Below are 20,583 nucleotides of genomic sequence, written 5' to 3'. Positions count from 1 at the left end.
AATGCTAGCCAATTTTAGGTCAATTATTCCATAAAACTTAAATAAAGGCTGGGTTTCTTAGTGAGGGAATAGGAGGTTTTTCTCTTGATTTATTAAGGGGAAGGCTCGAAAAATGCACATAACTCTCATATAGATAGTTGATATTTTAATCTTTATGTAATTATGATACACTGCAATAAGGTAATAATTGATACAGAAAAGGTGTACTCCTAGGTTACTCCGTGGCTTACTTTGACATCTAAGCAGGAGAGCTTACATCCTTTCTGCAAATCTTAACATATAAGGAAGGTAAAAATGAGTAACAGACAAATTAAATCAGATGTTATCTTAATTGGTGCCGGAATCATGAGTGCGACTTTGGGGACAATGCTCAAAGAATTAGCGCCAGATTGGAAAATTACAGTGTTTGAGCAGCTCGATAAAGCTGGTGAAGAAAGTTCTCACGAATTAAATAATGCGGGAACTGGGCACGCGGCACTTTGTGAGCTTAACTACACTTCAGTGAAAAAAGACGGATCAATCGATATCAGCAAAGCGATTAAAGTTAATGAGCAGTTCCACCTTTCAAGACAATTTTGGTCTTATCTTGTGAACAACCAACTGATCAGTAATCCACAAGACTTTATTATGCCTTTACCTCATATGAGTTTAGTACAAGGTGCAGACAATGTAGAGTTTCTAAAAAAACGTCATGAAACGATGACAAAAAATCCTTTATTCCAAGGTATGGAATTTTCTGATAACCCAGAAAAACTAAAGGAATGGATTCCTCTTATTATGCAAGATCGTCCAGCAGATGAAGCTATCGCTGCGACAAAAATTGACACTGGTACAGACGTTAACTTTGGTTCATTAACACGTATGTTATTCGACCACTTAAAAACTCAAGACGTTGACATCAACTACAATCATAGTGTTGAAAGCATGAAACGTACTAGCGATGGTTCATGGGAAGTACGAGTGCACGACAAAAATGGCTGTAAAATGGAATACCATACAGCAAAATTTGTCTTCCTTGGAGCTGGTGGAGGAAGCCTAGAATTACTACAGAAATCAGGTATTCCTGAAGGAAAACATATTGGTGGATTCCCAATCAGTGGATTATTCTTAGTATGTAAAAACCAAGAAGTTGCTGAACAACATCATGCAAAAGTATACGGAAAAGCTAAAGTTGGTGCTCCACCAATGTCTGTTCCGCATCTTGATACACGCTATATTGATAACAAAAAATCATTACTATTTGGACCGTTCGCAGGTTTCTCACCTAAGTTCTTAAAAACAGGTTCAAATATGGATTTATTTGCTTCTGTAAAACCGCATAATATTACAACGTTATTAGCGGCAGGGGTTAAAGAGATGGGATTAACAAAATATTTAATCCAACAACTTATGTTATCTAAAGAACAACGTATGGAAGAGCTACGTGATTTCATTCCAAATGCTAAGAGCGATGATTGGGATATTATTGTAGCTGGTCAACGTGTACAAGTTATTAAAGATACTGAAGCTGGTGGTAAAGGAACGCTTCAATTTGGTACGGAAGTTGTAAGTGCTTCTGATGGCTCAATTGCTGCATTACTTGGAGCTTCTCCAGGTGCATCTACTGCTGTACACGTTATGCTTGAGGTAATCAATAAATGCTTCCCTCAACATGTTAACGAGTGGGAGTCAAAAATTAAAGAAATGATCCCATCATACGGCAAATCATTAGTAGAAAATCCAGAGCTTCTTAAAGAAATTAACGAAACAACAGACGAAGCGCTTCGTTTAAAATAAAATTAGATGTAGAAACAAAGGATTTAAGTGTTTGTTTCTACAAAATAAAATAGAACCTTCATTCTAATTTTGGATGGAAGGTTCTATTTTTTTATTTAACAAATGGAGTTGCAGTGAGAATTTTCATCCATATTAACTAATATATTAAAATAGGCATTAATTAATGACAAATACATGAGGATTGAATGAAAATAGTTGAATGGACAGCATGATGAGAAATACTAATGAAGTATATGGCGAATATTCGACTCTTAATGAAGAACAACAACAAGCGATTGTTGAAGAGATAGCAATTGAGGAATTTGAAAAAGTTTGAGGGAGCTCCATTTTGGGGAGATGAATTAGACCCTCGCGTACAATTAATGATTATTAAACAAATAAGAAACACACCTTTTATTATCAAACAAAAGGTGTGCTTCTTATTTTAAAATTTAAGCTTGGAAAAACAAAATTGGATAGAGCGTTTGATATACATTGAACAAAAGAACAGCAACAAAGAAACCAAGAGTGCTAGAGGAATGCTGAAAGCGATCGGAAGCTCAACACCGTTCCAAATGCTCATTTGTATTTGTTCCAAGCCGAATGTTCGCAAAATGCCGGCTACTATTGATAGTAATGCGCTTAAGACTAGCCCTGCATAGAGGATAGATAATACGAGAAGGGCTAATGAGCAAAAAAAGCCTTGAATGATTTTTATGAATGTCATTCCTTTTCCCTCCGTATAATTTGCTGCACCTTGGCGTTTTTAGCAATCGAATAGCTTTTTGTATAATAAAGTGTTTGTATATGACAATTATCGCCTACTGCTACAATATCTCCATCAACGATTTCTGCATCTGTATAGGAAAGATGTATTTGTTCACCTTTAATATATTTACAATTCAGCTTTTTCTTTAGAAAAGATATAGATAACGTATCTTTTTCTACATGTATCACATCTGCAATAAGCTTTCCAATCTCATTTCCACCAGACATTTTTAATTGAAAATGTTTAGCCTCTATTTCATTCGCTTGAACAAGACCGATTGCATGAAACTGTTCTGCTTGTAAGTTTTGTTCCATGGTCAACTTCCCAGAACTATCCAATTTTGTTACTCGCCCATTGCGTATATTTAAGCTCCCGGCATTTTTAATCTCATTAATTTCACAAAAATCTTTTATAGAGCATGATCCTGTACTATTTAAAATCTGCGCTTCAACGCGGGAATGAAAAGAACTATGACCATGAGTAGAGATTTTTTTTACGCGTATTTCTTGATGTAAAGTAACAAATCCACGGATATTTAATTGCTCACAGTCTGCTGCTAAGTCTTTAATAGTGCCATTAGTAAGGGTTACTGTACGTAGTTTTTGAATCACGGATAATCACCTCATGTTAATTTAATTAATATATATTTTAATAATTAAAATATATATTAATTAAAGTATATGTCGCTTTGTTTTGTCAAGAACAAAAAATTTGCCATGAGCTTTTATGTATTTTCTGGGCAATAAAAAAAGGATTTCAATTTTATGAAATCCTAAAAAATTTTATTCATTAACTGATTAACCTCACGCAATATTTTTGCCATGTCTATCAGTTTTTCCTGTGGGAACTTTAAAAATAAATCTTGAACCTTTAAGTCACCGCTATTAGTTAACACCATTTTTACAACACGACGATCTTCTTTCTCTCGTATCCGCTCGACAAATTCTAATTTTTCCAGTTTATCGCACATCGATGTAACCGCTCCTGGTGTCACACTAAAGAACTCAGCAATTTCTGTTGCTTTCATACCACTATTAATTTTTAGTTGAAGTAGGAGGACCAGTTGGTTTTGAGATAATGATTCTCCCTCAGATAGGAGATTTACAAACATTTTTGATTTTTGCTGTATTTCAAGCATCTCTTTCATAATGATTTCCACATTGTGCAATTGATCATTTTTTGACATAGTATCACAGCCCATTAAAATATTTAATAGCTAAATTATATAGTAAATAAATAATGTGGGCTACAGCAAACGTTGCTATTGACTATATCGATAACTTCGATTGCTGTTGTAACAAAGTTTGTAATAGAGGTTGATTATATTAATGATATTAACCAGATGAGTGGCTCACCACCATAACGTCTAGTTGATTTCCGTTCCGACTGGGCGCTTTCCTGGGGGCGTCCGATGAGCCGATTCACTCGCAAGGCTCGCTCCAGGGTCTCATCTGTGACGCTAATCCCCAAGGAGTCGCCCAATCTCCACTCCAATCAACTTATATCCATGGCATATGAAAAATTGATTAAAACACGCTCTTATTAAATAAATAGGGCAGATTAATTTCTTGAAAAAAACATATTGTAAGAATATCCCCATTAATAATTTGACTGGATTCAAGATTATGAAATTATTACAATTGCATTTATTTTATAAAAGTATCGCACATCCATTCATAAAATTTTTCCTTCTCTTCAAATTGTGGATAATGTGCTGATTGTTCAAAGGCAATAAATTCTTTTTTATCGGCTTCAATCATATCAAAGTATTTTTTTGCTGCATTAGATGAAGTTTGATAATCATATTTACCCATAACAAAATAGCATGGTAATTCAAGTTTTTTTACTTTAGTAGGTAATGGGTTTTTCATTACTTCCTCTAATAGAGTTTTTTGAGAATAGGATAGCCCATAGTTGTAACGAATCACATCTAATAAGTTATACTCACGACTGAATAACATACTTATGATATTCCCATCAGGGTTATCAATAAGTCTTGAAGATCCACCATATTTTGCAATATACTTCCGTGGAGTAAACGTCTCGCCATTTTCAACTTGTTCAGTTAACCCTTGTAAATATAGAACATCCTCTGCATTACCATCGTATTCAGCTTGCTGAATAACGTAATTCAAACCGTCAATCTCGCTTCCTACTGTATCACTCATCTGTCCAATTCCAACATATGCTGTAAATTTTTCAGGAGCTTTAGAGGCAGCTTGCGTTGCAATAAACGTACCATAAGAATGGCCAATTAATAGTACTTTTTCTTTGCCAAGACGATCTGATATATAATCCGTCAAGGCCAATAAGTCATCTACGAGTAAGTCTGATGAAAGATTAGAATAATCCTCAAAAAAATGATATGATTTTCCGCTTGCTCTTTGGTCGTAATTCACGACCGTAAAATTGTTTTCCAATAAGTTTTGATACTTACTGGCATACGGTATTTCCGAACATCCAGGCCCTCCATGGACAAAAATAATAACGGGATTATCCTTATCTTTGCCACGTATCATAACTTCATGATTACTTCCATTTATCTTTACTTGCTCTAATGCACTTACACTGTTATTACCTTTAATATGGGAAGTCCATGTAGGGAATAAAAGCGCTGTTATGAGTAATACGATTGTAATTATTACAGTATATTTTATAAATTTCACTATCTTTTTCATCTAATTCCCCCTGTGAACATGAAATACAATCGGAATTTTTAGACTTTTTTAGGAAGAGTTGTTGAATTGTACATTTTTCTTTTATAAACATAAAAGTACATGCTAAGGGGCCACCATAGGACTACAAATATTGGATAAAACGCCCATATTACTCCTGGTGAAGAGACGATATTTACTGTAATAAAAAAGATACTGATAAGTACTGTAGCGGTAACAGAGAATGCTACAAACGTTTTTCTTTGTGCGTGGTATAAAGCTAAGGGCCACCAAATTACTAAAAATGCTGGATAAATCGCCCAAGGGTATGGATGGGACAAAATAATATTTAATAAGGAGTAATAAATAATGGTACTTGCACAGCCTATTAGTGCGATTTTTAATGTTTTTGCTTTTTCTTCTAAATACATAAGAATTGGCCACCAGATGATTGGATAAATCGCATAAATGAACCATATATAATCGGGTGAGTATAAATAATTTTCAATGATAAGAAAAGCAATAATCATGGCACTACAAACAAGAGAATATTGTTTATACATTTTTTTAGACATGAAAAATAAAGTAATGGGCCATAGCAACACAAGTAAACACGGGTAAATGAACCAAATCGTTTGAGGTGAGGTCGTATAATTGACGATTCCTAAAAAAAACATTGTCATCAAACTACCAACAATCGAAAAGCTAATAAAGTTCTTCATGTTTTATTCACTCCATTTCTTACGTGACCAAACGAAGTACATAGATAATGGCCACCATAATATTGCGAAAATCGGATAGATTGCCCAAATTGTATGCGGTGTATAGTAAAGATTAATAAAAATAAAAAATGCAATAATTAAGCCACTACCCCATATAGAGAATTCTAAATTTAATTTAGACATGTTTTTCTTTTCGGGCTCCTTGATGTCTAATTCCTTTTTTAAATCCTCAATATCTCCAAACTCCACGATGGCTTTGTTGATGGCATCCTCTTGTTCTTTCCCTTGATCCATCAAATAAAATACTTTTTCTTCAAGATTTTGAATGATTTCTTGTTTCACCATCTCTGTTTCTTTATTACGAGGAATGTCTTTAAAAAGCTCATCAATATGATTTTTTATTTTTTTCATTCTAAGCCCTCCATAAATAAGTCGATAATTTCTTTTACTTCCGACCACTCTTTTACTAGCTCATTTAAATAAGCTTTACCTAATGGGGTAATACGGTAATACTTTCTTTTGCCTCCGTGTGAAACATCACCAAAATAGGCTTCAATAATTTCCTTTTTCTCAAGACGTTGAAAAACTGCGTATAAAGTTGCTTCTTTAATTTGGAAACGATTATTTGTGCGGATACTTATTTCCTGAGAAATTTCATAACCATAACGATCTTTCTCTAAAATTAGCCTTAAAATAATGGAATCCAAGTGTCCGCGGATGATGTCACTTCGAACCATAAGTCACCTACTTCTTTTTATTGCTCTATCTGTCAGAGTAATATTAGCAAATATTACTCTACCTGTCAAAGTAATTTTTCCAAATACGTCCAGTTTTTCGCCGAGACATAATGGATTATAGGTTAAAAAATCCCCATTCACTTCAGAAGTAAAAGGGGATTGGGGATATTTATTTATTTATTTATTTAGCATTGAATTGTGATGGTTCTTCGATTTCATAAACTGTTTTCACAGATTTTCGGCACTTTTTATTACATATACAATGCTGCAAGGAATATACCTAATGTTTCTTCATAGATGTCGTAGAATTGGCTGAGTGGAAGCGGATTTGTACCACTACCTAACTCAACGGTAAAGCCGGGTCTGCGGAAGTCCTGAATAAACCAATCTTTATAACCTGCATAACTGCCTGCCGAATTGACAGGCTCGTAGCCACTGACCCGGCTAAACTCATTAACAAGGATTTCTGACTCTGGTGGTTCGAGATTTTCAAACCCCCAATAAATCACTCTACCTTGTGTATGAAACGCAAGAACTCTGGCAAAATCACGCTTCTTTGTTAAATCAGCCATAGCAATCGCCTCTGGCTCGGACAAAGGTCGTTGTCCTCCAAAATCTCTTGGTCCAGGTGTTTTAGGATTTCGTGCATTTTCGAGCTCCCATTTTGCAGGAAACTGATCGTTCAAATCGACACCATTTATATTAGCCTTCCAACCTGAGAAATCGGTGCTACCGTTATTCCAAGTAATAAGCTGATTTCTTAATGCCTCGTCACTAGGTGGTCCTTGAACTACTAAATCGACACCATCGGGATTGACCATCGGAACTATAGAAAGGATTGTTTGCTGGTAAAGTGGGAGTGAAGATAAACCGCGAATTGTACTTTGATTGGTGAGAGAGAGTAGGTAGTCGTTTATAAAAGTTAACATAATCGGAGTTGTAATCCATTCATTCGCATGAAAGGAGCCGTTATAATGTACACGCTTAGGTCCGTTTCCGATTAGAAGCTCTGGAATTTCATGCTGTAAAACAGAATGTCCAATTGTAGAACTTTGTAGAAATGGATAAGCATCGAGTAGCTTTTTGATATCATTCATCATAGTAGTGTAGGAATAATTTTGTTTACCATTGACGATCCTCCATGTGATCCGTTGGGGAATGCGAATTGTCTGTCCAATGTGTAATTGATTTGGATTAAGACCAGGGTTGACAAGCAAGATGGCTACTAATGGTAGATTTCTGCTTTGAGCTATTTGCCAAAAAGTATCTCCTTGTTTGATTTGATAATTGACTGTAACAAACCCCGGAATTCGGATGCGTTGTCCAACCCTTAAAAATGAAGGTTTAATATTTCGGTTCGAATCTATAATTAGTTGAAGAGGTATTTTAAACACTTCACTGAAACGCCAAAGAGAATCTCCTGGTCTTACGTAAATGTCCACATTGTTCTCTCCTTACTATCAATTATGCCTCGGTAAAATGGGCCAATATAAAATATATATGAAAAGAATATAGGAGTTATTAACTTTTAATGGCTCATCACCAAAAGTTGTGGATGATATTTGTTAAAACGTTTATATAAGTTGATTGGAGTAAAGACTGACGCCCCCAGGAAAGCGCCCAGTCGGAACGGAAATCAACCACACGTTAAGCTCTTTTAATGTGAACTTTGTTAAGTATTTGTCGGAAAGAGATTATTCTCTTAACCTAAGCGGAAGAAACTTAGTTACTTTTTGATGTACAATAATACTAGTTATAGAGTTTATGACAGATAAAGGTAGGAAAACAAATGTTAAATAAATTAAAGATAGGTATACGAACGAAAATTACGTTAGGCTATATTGTTATCATATTTTGTTTACTTGCATCAGTGATTATCTTAAATAATCAAATTACCTCTCTACAAAAAGAAAGAAATTATATTATCAAGAAGGATTCAAATATACATACTCTAACAAATCGCATTGAAAATTACATTTTAGATATGGAATCGAGCCAGAGGGGCTATATTATTACAGGTGAATCAAGCTATTTAGAGCCCTATAACAAAGCTAGTGAAAATTGGAAATCTAATTTTAATGAACTTTATCAGCTTTTAGAAAATAGCCCAATACAACAACAGAAGTTAAATGAGATAAAGTCGACAATTGAGCATTGGATTACAACGTCAGGAGAGCCTTCTATTAAATTTAAAAAAGAAAACAATACAGAAGCGTTATGGGAACTCTATAAAGTAGATATAGGCCGTAAAGACATGGAAACAGTACGAGAGCAGTTTGAAACACTCCGTTCAGAGGTAATTGCAACTATGCAAGCCAAAGTAAACGGGTTGGACAAAAGGAATGGTATTGTAACACTTACACTGCTTGGCATACTTGTATTTATTTCAGTTGTTGCGATTACCATTGCAAGTAGTATTTCTCGTTCAATCGTAAAAACGTTAACAGAGGTTACACGAACGATCCAAGAAATCGCTGCTTCCAAGAGCAGTCAAAAAGGAAGAATCCATGTTAGAACAAATGATGAAATCAATGCTCTAGCAGCCGCTACAAATGAGTTGCTGGATGCGCTTGAGAGAAGAGAATGGCTACAGTTGAATATTGCAGAAATTGTCACTAAATATCAAGGCATTTCTGCCATCACCAAATTAGCTGAAACCTTCCTTTCAGAAATAGCGCAAAAAACGCAGTCTTCCCTTGGTGCCTTTTATGTTCGTGAAACTACTGATAATAATATACAGTTTGTAAAAAAAGCTGCTTTTGCGGACGCAAGGGATAACGTTGGAATTGAGAGCTTTAAACTGGGGCAAGGCTTAATTGGACAATGTGCTTTAGAAAAAAGGGTTTTAATTGATAATGATATTCCAGAAGATTTCCGATTAATAAGCACTGGTTTAGGGGAAGTATCACCAAAAGGTATTTTTATCGTCCCTATTATATTTGAAAATGACGTAATAGCTGTCGTTGAATTAGCTACAATGACTGGCTTTAATGAGCTGCAGCAGGAATTAGTGAAACAAGTTATCGAAACCTTTGGATTAACGATCAATAGTGTCCTAGGGCGTATGGAAATTGTCCGTTTATTGAATGAATCAAGAGCTTTGACAGAGGAATTACAAGTACAATCTGAAGAGCTTCAGGCACAATCGGAAGAATTGCAGATCCAAACAGAGGAACTGACAATGATTAATGAACAATTGGAAGAAAGAACAAAAGAGGCAGAGTTAAAGTCGAGAGAATTAGAACAAGCTAAAAAAGAATTAGAGGAAAGTGCGGAGCAGCTGTTACTAAATTCAAAGTATAAATCTGAGTTTTTAGCCAATATGTCACATGAATTGCGAACGCCACTGAATAGCATATTAATTTTATCTGAAATGTTAGCCGAAAATAGCCAAAGCAATTTATCAGAAGAGGAAGCTGAATTTGCAAAGGTTATCCATTCTTCGGGTAGAGATTTGCTTGCATTAATTAACGATATTTTAGATTTATCTAAAGTTGAGGCAGGCAAGCTGGATATTAGCTTTGGTGAGATGAATATGAGTGAGGTTCCTGTACAAATCGAGCAAATCTTTGCGCCTGTAGCAACGAAACAAAATCTACAATTCCATATTTCGATAGACAAAAATGTAGTAGATGTTTTCTATACGGACGAAAAAAGATTCCAGCAAATATTAAAAAATTTATTATCAAATGCCTTTAAATTTACAGAGCAAGGCTCAGTTAATCTTGACATTAAACAGCTTTGCCAAGAACAGTTAACAAATAATATGCAGGATGTTAGTGCCGACTGGTTAGAAATCATTGTTTCAGATACGGGTATAGGTATTCCAAAGGACAAGCATCAGCTTATTTTTGAATCATTCCAACAGGCTGATGGGGCAACTGTACGTAAATACGGTGGAACAGGTCTTGGTTTGTCCATTTGTAAAGAGCTTGCAAGATTACTTGGTGGCTGGGTTTCTTTACAAAGTGAAGAGGGGCAAGGGAGTACATTTACACTGACAATCCCAAGCTTGCCAAATGGAATCGAGGAGCAAAAATACCTTGAACTTGCTATTCAAGAGGTAGGGGCTACTAATGAAGTACATGAGTTAGAAGAGGAAGAGCGGCTATCAGAAGTTCAGGAATTCTCTCAACATGAGATAGAAGTTTTTCAAGGGAAAAATATTTTAATTGTAGACGATGATTATCGTAATATCTATGCGTTAAAAAATGCGCTCGAAAAACGAGGCATGAATATCTTAGTTGCAAAAGATGGAATGGAGTGTTTAGATATTATGCAAGCTAATGATGAAATTGATCTTATTCTGATGGATATTATGATGCCAAATTTGGATGGCTATGAAACGATGTCGATTATACGAAAACAACTGAAGATTACAGATTTACCGATTATTGCTTTAACAGCGAAGGCTATGATAAATGATCGAGACAAATCGTTAGAGGCTGGTGCTTCAGATTATATTAGTAAGCCATTAAATTTAGATCAATTAATATCCGTTTTAAGAGTATGGCTAGTTTCTAAAGGGAGTTCATAAGATGGACCGATTTCCTTTGCAGCAAAAAACGCAGACAGATTTAGAAATTGATTTATTACTTGAGGCTATCTATCGTTTATCAGGATTTGATTTTCGACAATATAATCGTTCTTCTATATCACGAAGAATTTATACTAGGATGAGGATGAATAATATCCCAACGATTTCTCGTGTACTTGAAAAAGTAATTCACGAAGACCGGTTTTTAGAGCAACTATTGAACGATTTTTCTATAAATGTTACTGAAATGTTCCGTGACCCTAGTTTTTTTAAAGCTTTTCGCCAAGAGGTTGCACCGTATTTAAGAGATTACCCTGAAATTCGGATCTGGCACGCAGGATGTGCCACGGGTGAGGAAGTATACTCCATGGCTATTTTGCTACAGGAAGAAGGATTAATGGATAAAGCAGTTATTTACGCTACGGATATGAACGAACAAGTATTGGAGAAGGCAAAAAAAGGAGTATTCCCGATTAACAAAATGCAGGCATATACTAAAAACTATATGCTTGCAGGTGGCCTTCATGCCTTTTCCGAATACTATAAAACAGATGATCAATATGCTTATTTCCATCCGTCACTGTTAAAAGACATTATATTTGCACAGCATAATTTAGTAACAGATCAATCGTTTAATGAATTTCATGTCATTATGTGCCGAAATGTTTTAATTTATTTTTCATCAGAGTTACAAAACCAGGTTCATCATTTGTTTTCCGAAAGCCTAAGTGATAATGGATTTTTATGCTTAGGAGATAAGGAGACACTACGATTTGAAGATATTATTTCAACATATAAAGAAATCGTAGGCAATGAAAAAATATATCAGAAGATAAAGTAAGATAAAAAATGGGCTGATGCCTAAGTTTCTCCACAGTAGAGACTTAGGCATCAGCCCTATCTTAAGTAGTTTACGCCTGTGCCTGAATCATTAATACACACATATCATCTGGTTGATTTTCTTGTTTCTCCTTAGGCAGTAAATTGTCGATTAGACGTTGAGAATAATCCCATTTCGTAGATATTAGCGTTTGTAAATGCTTCTCTGACTCCATTTCATTTGGTCCCATTGCCTCTAACACACCATCCGTATATAAAACAATTTGCACATCCTCATTGTATTGAATGACTTGCTTTTGTACGTCGATCTCATCGAAAAAGCCAACTGCACAGCTCCCTCTATTTAATGGTACGAGTGTTTTTCCATCAACTAGAGCATAGCCAGAAGGATGACCAGCGTTCACGTATTCAATTGTTTTTTGTTCTGTATCTATCACTAAATAAATAGCTGTGAAATAAAAAAGATTGTCCTCTTTTCCGTTTCGCAAAAGTGTCATATAACGGTTTAACTCTTTTATAACTAATTCAGGATCTACTAATTGTTTAACGGCTTCTCTTAGGACAGAGGAGATAAACATACAAACAAGTGCTGCAGGGATTCCATGTCCCATCATATCAAGCAAAATGATGGCGTATCGGTGATCGTCTATTTTATGCCAATAATACGTATCCCCTGCTAAATTAGAAGAAGGAAGATAAGATACCTCTATTTGAATATTAGTGTCGTTTAAAGGAGCATTCAAAAGGCTTCTTTGTACGTGTGTTGCTAGATCTAATTCGTATTGTATTTTCTTTTCTTGCTGAGTATGCCAATCTAATTCAGCTTTTAATCGTAATGCAACTCGAATTCTAGCAAGAAGCTCGGTTTTATTAATCGGCTTTGTAATATAATCTACTCCTCCGACATCAAGTGCTTCTGCGAGCTTGTTTTTATCTTCTAGAGCTGTGACAAAGATAATTTGAATATCTTTTAATCGTTCATTTTGCTTAATACGTTTACAGGCCTCAATACCGTCGATTTCAGGCATCATTATATCTAATAAAATTAAATTCACTGAATTTCCTGTTGAATTTGGTGCATCTAACTGTAAATAATCAAAGAGCTCATAGGCAGATGTTAGAGAAACACAGTTATCATAACCTGCATTTTTTAATACTTTTTCAATTACAAATAGATTGACCTGATTGTCATCTACAAGAAGAATAGTCATAATTATTTCCCCTTAGTCTGTTTGCATTAGTGCAGATTATTTATAAATGTATTAACTTTATTATTATACAAAACATTAGAGAATAACGGTATTTTTATCAATTTGAGGGAGTATCTTAAACGTTTTTAAAATATATGAATGAGTAAAGAGCTAACAAGAAAGAGTCAGCTCTCAAAACTTATATTTCTTTTCAAATTTTAGCCTTTTTAAAGCCACTATAAATATCAAATGCATTTGCGATGATGGCAATAGCAATGCTTACGAATAATATTCGGTCTATAGCAAACAAAATCTTAGCAGAGGTCGTTTCCGTAATTGCCGCGATATAAGGTACAGCGGGACTGTGTATGAGATCTGGGTGAATAGCCATGAGTATAAAAACAATGACCCCTGTGCATTGAAGAAGTGCATTAGCTACGGCGATTAACATTGTCCATTGACCAGTCTTTAATTTCCAACATGTTAAAGCTACACTTAAAACGATACAAAATAAAATGATTGGTGCAAAGGAGAGTAAGACATTCTGATTGAATATAGGCATAACAAATTTTAAGCCGCCTTTATTGTGAGACGTATAGATGCCTAAAAGGCGATTAGCATTGAAATAGGCAAAGGCGAAAATAGCAATGCCTAAGAAACTAAAAATATTATCATTCAGCGAAATAGTTTTTTCTTTAGGAATGATTTTAACTTTTGCTAAATCATCAGGTGTCCATGTTGGATGGCCCTTTATAAGGGGGATTCGAATATTATTTCCTTCAGATCGTTCAATGACAATGAAAGCAACTGTAATCCAGAACAGTACGTAAATGATTACGGAAATAATATTAGCGATAGTTAGAGAAATAGTTTTAATAATAGCAGTCAGGAGTGCACCTTCTCCGTTATAAAGCACAATACTTTCTATCATCTGTACAATAATTGTAATTAAAATTGCCCAGGGAATAACTAATTTTATTGTCCTAATATAAGTGTCAAACACTTTTGGGCCGATTAAAAATCGTGGTGTATCTTGATACTTTGCCGCAACTTCTACAGGATTTCCAAGCTTTTTAAGCACATCCTCTATGTCTGATTCTGAATAATCTTCAGGTAACATATCTTCAATAGTAGATTTTAGTTCTAGACTGGTTTTATCACGCTTATCTTTGCTTATCCTTTTAGTTACTTCATGAATATATGCATCAATCAGATTCACTCTTTCCATCTCCCTTCAATAATTCATGCAGTCCATTCCTTTTTTAGTTGAGCCATATGTGTGCCCAATACATCATATTTCCGAGCTTTACCTTTAGTTGTATCCCACTTCTAATCAACGAGCTAACGCGAATAGTGTACTCAGTTCATTGTTACTGCCGACTTGCTCAAGACGCGGAAAAAGGGTATAGCTATTAAACGGTGTATGCAAAACAATATGCACTTATGTTCCACCTCGTAATTCCTTTGTTTATACATCTAATAAGGAGCTCACCTTAATCACCTCAGGGTTTAATACTGTCAACATACAGTACTATTTGCACGTGGTAATATATGTTATTATCAAAGGCTGAAATTAATGTGAAAAAAATTATGAAAAGAGCGTGCCTTACACTAAATTTAGTGTAGGATGGGGATGTATTTGAAAGTCGTTGAAAAATTATTGAAGGAAGAAGATTTTATACATTTTGTTGATATTGTGGTGGGTGCTTATCCAGGAAGGGTGGGTAGTTTACAGACAACAAAAGAGCAACTAAAGGCACTCTTTATGCACTATCAAAACAATGATGCATCCATTCATTCATTATTATGGGCTATGGGAAGATAACTAACTAGTTGGTGGTATGCGACTCCATGATGTTGAAATGAATCTTAATTTCCTTCATAAACAAGAAAAGATAGCCTGAGAATAAATAGCTTATTGTAATAAAGCAATTCCACCGTATAAAGCTATTGTTCTTTTTTCATAAAAAGTGATGAGCCGACAGGTCGTTCCAGCGGCGTAATGTTAATAATAAAATAGCTTATAATTAATATTAAAATAATAAGTGAATAAATTAAGGTGTTAATGGGATGGTCATGTTCTACGATAATTAATCGAATCATGGCCGTAATTCCTATATATATAAAGTAACGTAGTGGAAAATGATAATTCTCTTTAAAATATTTAATAATCATAGTGATAAATTCAAAATACAAAAAGAAAATAAGAATATTAGCGAGGAAAAGTTTATAGTCTCCGTCATCGTTGTTGAATATTAAAATTTTAAGGAATTGGAAGAGCTCTTTGCAAAGTAGGAAGGATAAAATGAGCGCTAAAAGTACAAGGCAAACATTTAAAAACAATTGTAAAGATTGCGGTACAGCCTTTATTAATTGTAAATAAGTCGAGTTCTTTTGATTCATCGAATTCCTCCAATCTTGTAAATCGTCCTAAGTGAAGATGAAAAACTAAATAGAGAACACAAGTCATATGGTTGATCGTTACCCTTTTATGATTTGAATATAACATTTTATCGTAAATGTATTAGGTTTAATTTGTAAAGGTTTGGTATATATTGGATTATCACCAAAAGCTGTGGATGATATTTGTTAAAACGTATGTTATGTATATAGGTTGATTGGAGTGAAGGCTGGGCGACTCCTTGGGGATCAGCGTCACAGATGAGACCCTGGAGCGAGCCGGCCGAGGAACGAAGGCTAAGAGCATCACATCCTGTGATAACGCCTTCGTGACCAACATCGTGTTGGCCCAAGCGGCTCATCGGACGCCCCCAGGAAGCTTTGCTCTGTGCGAAAGCGAAGCGTCAGCAACAAAGCGCCCAGTCGGAACGGAAATCAACCACACGTTATGGTGATGAGCCTATATAATCGCGAAAGAAAGTTTTCAAAATAAATTAGCTGTATGCTAAAATAGATGTGCATGAATATAAAATTCAAAAGGGGTTTTTAAAATGGCTAAAGCAGCAAAAACAGATGCAAAAATTACACCAGAGCGTTTAGAAGAAGCATTAAACGTACGTGATCGTCTTGTTATCGAGTTACTAGTACAAGTTCTTGATGAAAAGCTTGTAATTGAACGTCCAGTATTACGTGAGCGTGTAGCAAACCTTGTAGACCTTTCTGATCATGATGCAGAATTAAAAGAAACGATCCACGCTGTTATTAACAAGCTATAATTTTAAGGGAAATGCTACGCTTCATTGGTAGCATTTTTTCTTTTGTTGAAAAGGTACATATTGAATACATTCATACTTATAAAAATATAACGATCCCTTATAATTGGCTGTAAACCTATTTTATAAGGGATCTTAAATTTAGTAAAGTAGTACATCACGTAAAACGATCGACTAAATCATGCATGCGCTCTGCCTCTGTGTGTAGCTCTACCGAGGAGTTCATAATAGATGTGATTGCCGACTTTTGTTCATCAATCGAAGCATTAATCTGTTCAGTGGCAGCTGCTGATTGTGTCGCCACGCTAGCTATTTCATTAATGGCATTAATAACGATTAAACGATTTTCAGCCATCTCATGCATACCTTGATCGAGGGAAACAAGGTGCTCTGTAATGTCTTGTATAGAATCTGCTAATATAGTAAATGCATATTTTACTTCGTTAATCGAAATAGCCTGTCCCTGCGAAAGCTGGAGCGTGTGCATCATCTTTGAATCTGAATTGGCTGCATCTATTTCGATACGCTTTAATAAGTTCTTCACGCGGTTAGTAGCTTCATTTGTATCCTCCGATAAATTACGCACTTCTTCTGCTACTACAGCAAAACCTTTCCCATGTTCGCCTGCACGTGCGGCCTCAATACTTGCATTTAAAGCTAGAAGATTAGTCTGTTCAGAAATGGACGTGATTGTTTGTACAACATTATGAATTTCTTCCATTTGGCCGGTTAAACTTGAGAAATTTGCTTTCAGCTCTTCGATGACATTCGTAAATTCATTCGAGTTTTGCTGTAATACTTCTACTTTTTGTCTGCCGTTTTCCTGAGATGTATGAATAGCATTCATATTTTCAGTAATATCTGCGTATTTTTCAGTTGAATTTGAGATGAGTGACGACAATTTTCCAACCATACTACTCGCCATTTCGGCTTCTTCAGCTTGAATAACGGACCCTTTAGATATTTCTGTAATGGCTTGGTGAATTTCATCTGCTGAAGCAGTCGTTTCTTCTGTAATGGCGCTAAGCATTTCTGAAGAAACTCTCATTTGAGTAGCACTTTCTTTCGTATTATGAACCATTTCATGTAAGCTATGTTTCATATTATTAACATTGCTAGCGAGTACCCCTAATTCATCTTTTGTCGTAATCGGAATGTCTTCACCAGTTAATTTTCCTTTTGCAATATCTGATGTCATCACCATAATTCGGCGTATGTATGAAGTCATTTTACCTGAGAAGAACCAATATAGTGTTACACCGATGATTGTTGCAAAAGCAGTCATAGCAAGTGAGTAGTAAAGGACCTTTTTAGTGCCTGCATTAAAATCCATTTCATAGGTACCAGCAGCTATAATCCATCCCCAATGCTTGTCCTTAGCTACATAGGTAATTTTAGGAGCTACTACATCAGGATTTGATGGTAATGCCCAATCATATCGGACATATCCACCGTCTGCATTTGCCTCATCAATCATTTCGCGTACAAAATAACGACCATCACTGGTTTGTAAGTCGGAGATGTTTTGTCCTTCAAGAGATGGGTGAGTTTCCACATTTCCGTCATCTTTAAATGCATAAAAGTAGAAGTTTTCACCGTATTTAACAGGGTTATCAATGGATCTTTTATTATCTTTAAGTTTATGGCCAACTATCTGTGTTCGGGCGCGTTCCTGGGCTTCTTCTAGCGTAAGTTTCCCTTGTTGAACCTCCTCATCCAATTGAGCAATTAATTCAATAATGCCCAATGTACCATTTCTAAGACTTTGTCGACCGACCTCATCAATTTCATTTTTTGCCAAAAAGTAATTGACTGTTCCGACCAGTGCTGTTGGAATCAAAATGACAATAATAGCTAGAAGGACAAGTTTGTTGCGGACTGATGATTTGATCATAGGCAAAACCTCCGTTCTTTTCTGCTTACAAAAGCAAATTGTAAATTTACTAATAGTATAATTATAATATAAAATTTTCTAATTAAATAGAAAATTCTGAAAATAAATAGAAGATATGTCCAGTTTTTGAATGGTTTGGTTGTAGTTGGTTAGAGGTGGAATTAAGCAAAGGAATGAAATACGAATTTTTAAAGTTGGGTAGGGGAGAAAATGAATCTGCTCAGGAAGCATGAAGCAGTGATCGGGTGAGAGGCGAACTTGATCGGGTAGCGTGAAGAAGTGATCGGGTGAGAGTCGAAACCGCTCGGATACCCCAAAGAATTGCTCCGCCAAGAGCCAAAATCGCCCTGATTCCCTGAAGAAACGGCTCCGCTAAGAACCACCAACACTCGATACTTTCGACCCTATATAACACCCAAAATTGCTAGTGGAAAAACGGCATTAATTAAAAAAGACCCAAACAAGAATTTACTCCATTCTTGTTTGGGTTTCCCTAGTTTTTAGTATACTTTATCTCCATTAAAAATAGAGTTTTTTACAATTACATAATCTACATTTCGAATGGCATCTAGTTTATTGCCACCTGCATAGGAAATAGATGATTGAAGGTCTTGCTGCATTTCAACTAAAGTATCTTTGATGCTGCCTTTATGTTCAACATACATCTTTTTACCTTCAACATTTTTACGTTCGCCTTTTTGGAATTCAGAAGCAGATCCGAAGTATTCCTTCACAGTTTTACCTTCGACCTCGATTGTATTGCCAGGTGACTCTTCATGGCCTGCAAATAATGATCCAATCATCACCATTGAAGCACCAAAGCGAACAGATTTTGCAATATCACCATGTGTTCGAATACCACCATCAGCGATAATTGGCTTCGTTGCAGCTTTTGCACACCAGCGTAGTGCAGCTAGCTGCCAACCACCTGTACCAAAACCAGTTTTGATTTTAGTAATACATACTTTACCTGGTCCAATACCAACTTTTGTTGCATCTGCACCAGCGTTTTCAAGTTCACGTACGGCTTCAGGTGTACCCACATTACCAGCAATAACAAAGCTATTTGGTAAATGGTTTTTAATATGTTGAATCATACGAATAACAGCATTTGAATGACCATGTGCAATATCGATTGTAATAAAATCAGGCACTAAATTTGCAGCTGCTAATTCTTCAATAAATGTGTATTCTTCATCTTTTACACCAACGCTAATTGATGCGATTAATCCACGGCCTTGCAGATCTTTGATGAAATCGATACGTGTCTCAGGCTTAAAACGGTGCATGATATAAAAGTAACCGTTTTCAGCAAGCTTCACAGCAAGACTTTTGTCGATAATTGTTTGCATGTTTGCTGGTACAACAGGAAGTTTGAATGTATGGCCGCCTAAAGTTACAGAAGTATCACATTCTGAGCGACTTTCTACAATACATTTTGCGGGAATTAGTTGAATATCCTCATAGTCAAATACGTTATCCATTATAAACACTCCTAAAATACGAATATTTTTTAAGTTTTAATTTAAATCGTTCGTCATTTGGTAATTTACATTATTTTCGAGTAAATGTCAAAGCTTTTATCGAAATAAATAAAAAACTAGCAGGAAAGAACAGGAATTAAGTGAAATATAAAGATGTACTATTTTTCCGTTATAGTATGGGAAGTAGGCTTTATGATGATTTTTTAAAAGAGGAAAAGTAGTTTTTTGATCGGTTTATCTAAAATTTGTATTATTATTTGTTATCCATGTAAAATAGAATTGTTTCGAAAAATGACAAAGGGAGTGTTGGAAATGGCAGTAGAGGTTTACTTAATTTTAAATGGAAATTGTCGAGAGGCTGTATCTTTTTATGAGAAAGTTTTTAATACGAATAAGCCTGAAATTATGACATTTGGGGATTCACCACAAAATCCAAGTTATCAATTACCGGAGGAAGCAAAAGATCTTGTGATGCATACGCGACTTTCGATTTTTGGCAGCACTGTAATGTTCTCTGATACATTTCCAGGTAACCCATTCACGATTGGAAACAATATAACGTTAGCCGTAGTCTCAGACGACGAGGCTCAGATGCGAAAAGCTTTTGACGGTCTTAAAGACGGTGGCAAAGTTAAAATGGAGCTGCAAGAAACGTTTTGGAGTAAATGCTATGGCTCCCTTACTGATAAATTCGGTATTGAATGGCAGTTTAGTTATGAGGAAAATAAATAAAGATCAATTATGCCTCGGCATAAATTGCGTCCGGAATAAGAAGTTAATATTGAAAAGCACGATGTTTGGGAAATCTCCATTAACATCGTGCTTCTC

At 35.4% G+C, this 20,583-nt stretch carries 19 protein-coding genes; 6 read left to right on the top strand and 13 right to left on the bottom strand.

The features are described 5' to 3' along the window. Nucleotides 1-294 precede the first annotated feature (294 nt). Nucleotides 295-1,776, top strand: coding sequence for a malate dehydrogenase (quinone) (gene mqo / locus ABH968_RS10415; protein ID WP_370043958.1), 1,482 nt, complete (start codon nucleotides 295-297; stop codon nucleotides 1,774-1,776). A 424-nt stretch (nucleotides 1,777-2,200) separates the two neighbouring features. Here mqo and ABH968_RS10410 read toward each other — a convergent pair whose 3' ends face one another. The 8 genes from ABH968_RS10410 to ABH968_RS10375 all read right to left on the bottom strand — a co-directional run bounded on the left by ABH968_RS10410 (nucleotide 2,201) and on the right by ABH968_RS10375 (nucleotide 8,079). Next, nucleotides 2,201-2,482 (bottom strand): hypothetical protein, encoded by a 282-nt coding sequence (locus ABH968_RS10410; protein ID WP_370043957.1) that lies wholly within the window; start codon nucleotides 2,480-2,482, stop codon nucleotides 2,201-2,203. Continuing rightward, nucleotides 2,479-3,135 (bottom strand): hypothetical protein, encoded by a 657-nt coding sequence (locus ABH968_RS10405; protein ID WP_370043956.1) that lies wholly within the window; start codon nucleotides 3,133-3,135, stop codon nucleotides 2,479-2,481. Before ABH968_RS10405 ends, ABH968_RS10410 begins: the two co-directional genes overlap by 4 nt. 161 nt (nucleotides 3,136-3,296) lie before the next feature. Continuing rightward, nucleotides 3,297-3,710, bottom strand: a complete 414-nt coding sequence (locus tag ABH968_RS10400; protein ID WP_370043955.1) for a MarR family winged helix-turn-helix transcriptional regulator — start codon at nucleotides 3,708-3,710, stop codon at nucleotides 3,297-3,299. Nucleotides 3,711-4,170: 460 nt separating this feature from the next. Next, on the bottom strand, nucleotides 4,171-5,202 hold the full coding sequence (locus ABH968_RS10395) for an alpha/beta fold hydrolase (protein WP_370043954.1): 1,032 nt from the start codon (nucleotides 5,200-5,202) through the stop codon (nucleotides 4,171-4,173). 38 nt (nucleotides 5,203-5,240) lie between these two features. Beyond that, nucleotides 5,241-5,900 carry a hypothetical protein gene (locus tag ABH968_RS10390; protein WP_370043953.1) on the bottom strand — a complete coding sequence of 220 codons (660 nt, stop codon included), beginning with the start codon at nucleotides 5,898-5,900 and terminating at the stop codon, nucleotides 5,241-5,243. Nucleotides 5,901-5,903: 3 nt separating this feature from the next. After that, the gene (locus tag ABH968_RS10385) at nucleotides 5,904-6,311 is read right to left on the bottom strand and encodes a permease prefix domain 1-containing protein (RefSeq protein ID WP_370043952.1); all 408 of its coding nucleotides are present in this window, start codon (nucleotides 6,309-6,311) and stop codon (nucleotides 5,904-5,906) included. Then, nucleotides 6,308-6,637 (bottom strand): PadR family transcriptional regulator, encoded by a 330-nt coding sequence (locus ABH968_RS10380; protein WP_049662700.1) that lies wholly within the window; start codon nucleotides 6,635-6,637, stop codon nucleotides 6,308-6,310. The genes ABH968_RS10385 and ABH968_RS10380 overlap by 4 nt, the downstream gene beginning before the upstream one ends. Before the next feature lie 251 nt (nucleotides 6,638-6,888). After that, nucleotides 6,889-8,079: a M14 family metallopeptidase gene (locus ABH968_RS10375; protein ID WP_370043951.1), complete on the bottom strand. Its 1,191-nt coding sequence runs from the start codon at nucleotides 8,077-8,079 to the stop codon at nucleotides 6,889-6,891. Nucleotides 8,080-8,426: 347 nt separating this feature from the next. Here ABH968_RS10375 and ABH968_RS10370 point away from each other — a divergent pair, with 347 nt between their 5' ends. After that, nucleotides 8,427-11,174 carry an ATP-binding protein gene (locus ABH968_RS10370; RefSeq protein ID WP_370043950.1) on the top strand — a complete coding sequence of 916 codons (2,748 nt, stop codon included), beginning with the start codon at nucleotides 8,427-8,429 and terminating at the stop codon, nucleotides 11,172-11,174. A 1-nt stretch (nucleotide 11,175) separates the two neighbouring features. Beyond that, a complete protein-coding gene (locus ABH968_RS10365) occupies nucleotides 11,176-12,015 on the top strand; it encodes a CheR family methyltransferase (RefSeq protein WP_370043949.1) in 840 nt (279 codons plus the stop codon). 70 nt (nucleotides 12,016-12,085) lie between these two features. Here the strand turns inward: ABH968_RS10365 and ABH968_RS10360 are convergent, their stop codons facing one another. Next, nucleotides 12,086-13,225 carry a SpoIIE family protein phosphatase gene (locus tag ABH968_RS10360; protein WP_370043948.1) on the bottom strand — a complete coding sequence of 380 codons (1,140 nt, stop codon included), beginning with the start codon at nucleotides 13,223-13,225 and terminating at the stop codon, nucleotides 12,086-12,088. Between the two features lie 190 nt (nucleotides 13,226-13,415). Then, complete coding sequence (locus ABH968_RS10355) at nucleotides 13,416-14,432, bottom strand: HAAS signaling domain-containing protein (protein WP_370043947.1); 1,017 nt, start codon at nucleotides 14,430-14,432, stop codon at nucleotides 13,416-13,418. 411 nt (nucleotides 14,433-14,843) lie between these two features. Between ABH968_RS10355 and ABH968_RS10350 the strand changes: the two genes are divergently transcribed. Continuing rightward, entirely contained in the window at nucleotides 14,844-15,029 is a 186-nt protein-coding gene (locus ABH968_RS10350) for a hypothetical protein (protein WP_370043946.1), read from the top strand. 122 nt (nucleotides 15,030-15,151) lie between these two features. Here the strand turns inward: ABH968_RS10350 and psiE are convergent, their stop codons facing one another. Further along, nucleotides 15,152-15,607, bottom strand: coding sequence for a phosphate-starvation-inducible protein PsiE (gene psiE, locus ABH968_RS10345; RefSeq protein ID WP_370043945.1), 456 nt, complete (start codon nucleotides 15,605-15,607; stop codon nucleotides 15,152-15,154). A gap of 548 nt (nucleotides 15,608-16,155) precedes the next feature. Here psiE and ABH968_RS10340 point away from each other — a divergent pair. After that, nucleotides 16,156-16,380 carry a hypothetical protein gene (locus ABH968_RS10340; RefSeq protein WP_053595978.1) on the top strand — a complete coding sequence of 75 codons (225 nt, stop codon included), beginning with the start codon at nucleotides 16,156-16,158 and terminating at the stop codon, nucleotides 16,378-16,380. A 154-nt stretch (nucleotides 16,381-16,534) separates the two neighbouring features. Here ABH968_RS10340 and ABH968_RS10335 read toward each other — a convergent pair whose 3' ends face one another. Both ABH968_RS10335 and guaC read right to left on the bottom strand, forming a co-directional pair. Then, nucleotides 16,535-18,271, bottom strand: coding sequence for a methyl-accepting chemotaxis protein (locus tag ABH968_RS10335; RefSeq protein WP_370043944.1), 1,737 nt, complete (start codon nucleotides 18,269-18,271; stop codon nucleotides 16,535-16,537). A 500-nt stretch (nucleotides 18,272-18,771) separates the two neighbouring features. Further along, a complete protein-coding gene (guaC, locus tag ABH968_RS10330) occupies nucleotides 18,772-19,755 on the bottom strand; it encodes a GMP reductase (protein ID WP_370043943.1) in 984 nt (327 codons plus the stop codon). A 312-nt stretch (nucleotides 19,756-20,067) separates the two neighbouring features. Between guaC and ABH968_RS10325 the strand changes: the two genes are divergently transcribed. Beyond that, a complete protein-coding gene (locus ABH968_RS10325) occupies nucleotides 20,068-20,487 on the top strand; it encodes a VOC family protein (RefSeq protein WP_370043942.1) in 420 nt (139 codons plus the stop codon). The last annotated feature ends 96 nt before the right edge of the window (nucleotides 20,488-20,583 follow it).

The sequence above is a fragment of the Lysinibacillus sp. RC79 genome, assembly GCF_041262405.1.
Classification (GTDB): domain Bacteria; phylum Bacillota; class Bacilli; order Bacillales_A; family Planococcaceae; genus Lysinibacillus.
Note: the sequence above shows the minus strand (reverse complement) of the source record. Positions and strands in the feature narration are given on the sequence as shown.

What these genes read in the sequence shown, in the direction of transcription:
- mqo (WP_370043958.1), top strand. Translation starts at nt 295, where the DNA reads ATGAGTAACAGACAAATTAAATCAGATGTTATCTTAATTGGTGCCGGA.
- ABH968_RS10410 (WP_370043957.1), bottom strand. Translation starts at nt 2,482, where the DNA reads ATGACATTCATAAAAATCATTCAAGGCTTTTTTTGCTCATTAGCCCTT.
- ABH968_RS10400 (WP_370043955.1), bottom strand. Translation starts at nt 3,710, where the DNA reads ATGTCAAAAAATGATCAATTGCACAATGTGGAAATCATTATGAAAGAG.
- ABH968_RS10395 (WP_370043954.1), bottom strand. Translation starts at nt 5,202, where the DNA reads ATGAAAAAGATAGTGAAATTTATAAAATATACTGTAATAATTACAATC.
- ABH968_RS10390 (WP_370043953.1), bottom strand. Translation starts at nt 5,900, where the DNA reads ATGAAGAACTTTATTAGCTTTTCGATTGTTGGTAGTTTGATGACAATG.
- ABH968_RS10385 (WP_370043952.1), bottom strand. Translation starts at nt 6,311, where the DNA reads ATGAAAAAAATAAAAAATCATATTGATGAGCTTTTTAAAGACATTCCT.
- ABH968_RS10380 (WP_049662700.1), bottom strand. Translation starts at nt 6,637, where the DNA reads ATGGTTCGAAGTGACATCATCCGCGGACACTTGGATTCCATTATTTTA.
- ABH968_RS10370 (WP_370043950.1), top strand. Translation starts at nt 8,427, where the DNA reads ATGTTAAATAAATTAAAGATAGGTATACGAACGAAAATTACGTTAGGC.
- ABH968_RS10365 (WP_370043949.1), top strand. Translation starts at nt 11,176, where the DNA reads ATGGACCGATTTCCTTTGCAGCAAAAAACGCAGACAGATTTAGAAATT.
- ABH968_RS10360 (WP_370043948.1), bottom strand. Translation starts at nt 13,225, where the DNA reads ATGACTATTCTTCTTGTAGATGACAATCAGGTCAATCTATTTGTAATT.
- ABH968_RS10355 (WP_370043947.1), bottom strand. Translation starts at nt 14,432, where the DNA reads ATGGAAAGAGTGAATCTGATTGATGCATATATTCATGAAGTAACTAAA.
- psiE (WP_370043945.1), bottom strand. Translation starts at nt 15,607, where the DNA reads ATGAATCAAAAGAACTCGACTTATTTACAATTAATAAAGGCTGTACCG.
- ABH968_RS10340 (WP_053595978.1), top strand. Translation starts at nt 16,156, where the DNA reads ATGGCTAAAGCAGCAAAAACAGATGCAAAAATTACACCAGAGCGTTTA.
- ABH968_RS10335 (WP_370043944.1), bottom strand. Translation starts at nt 18,271, where the DNA reads ATGATCAAATCATCAGTCCGCAACAAACTTGTCCTTCTAGCTATTATT.
- guaC (WP_370043943.1), bottom strand. Translation starts at nt 19,755, where the DNA reads ATGGATAACGTATTTGACTATGAGGATATTCAACTAATTCCCGCAAAA.
- ABH968_RS10325 (WP_370043942.1), top strand. Translation starts at nt 20,068, where the DNA reads ATGGCAGTAGAGGTTTACTTAATTTTAAATGGAAATTGTCGAGAGGCT.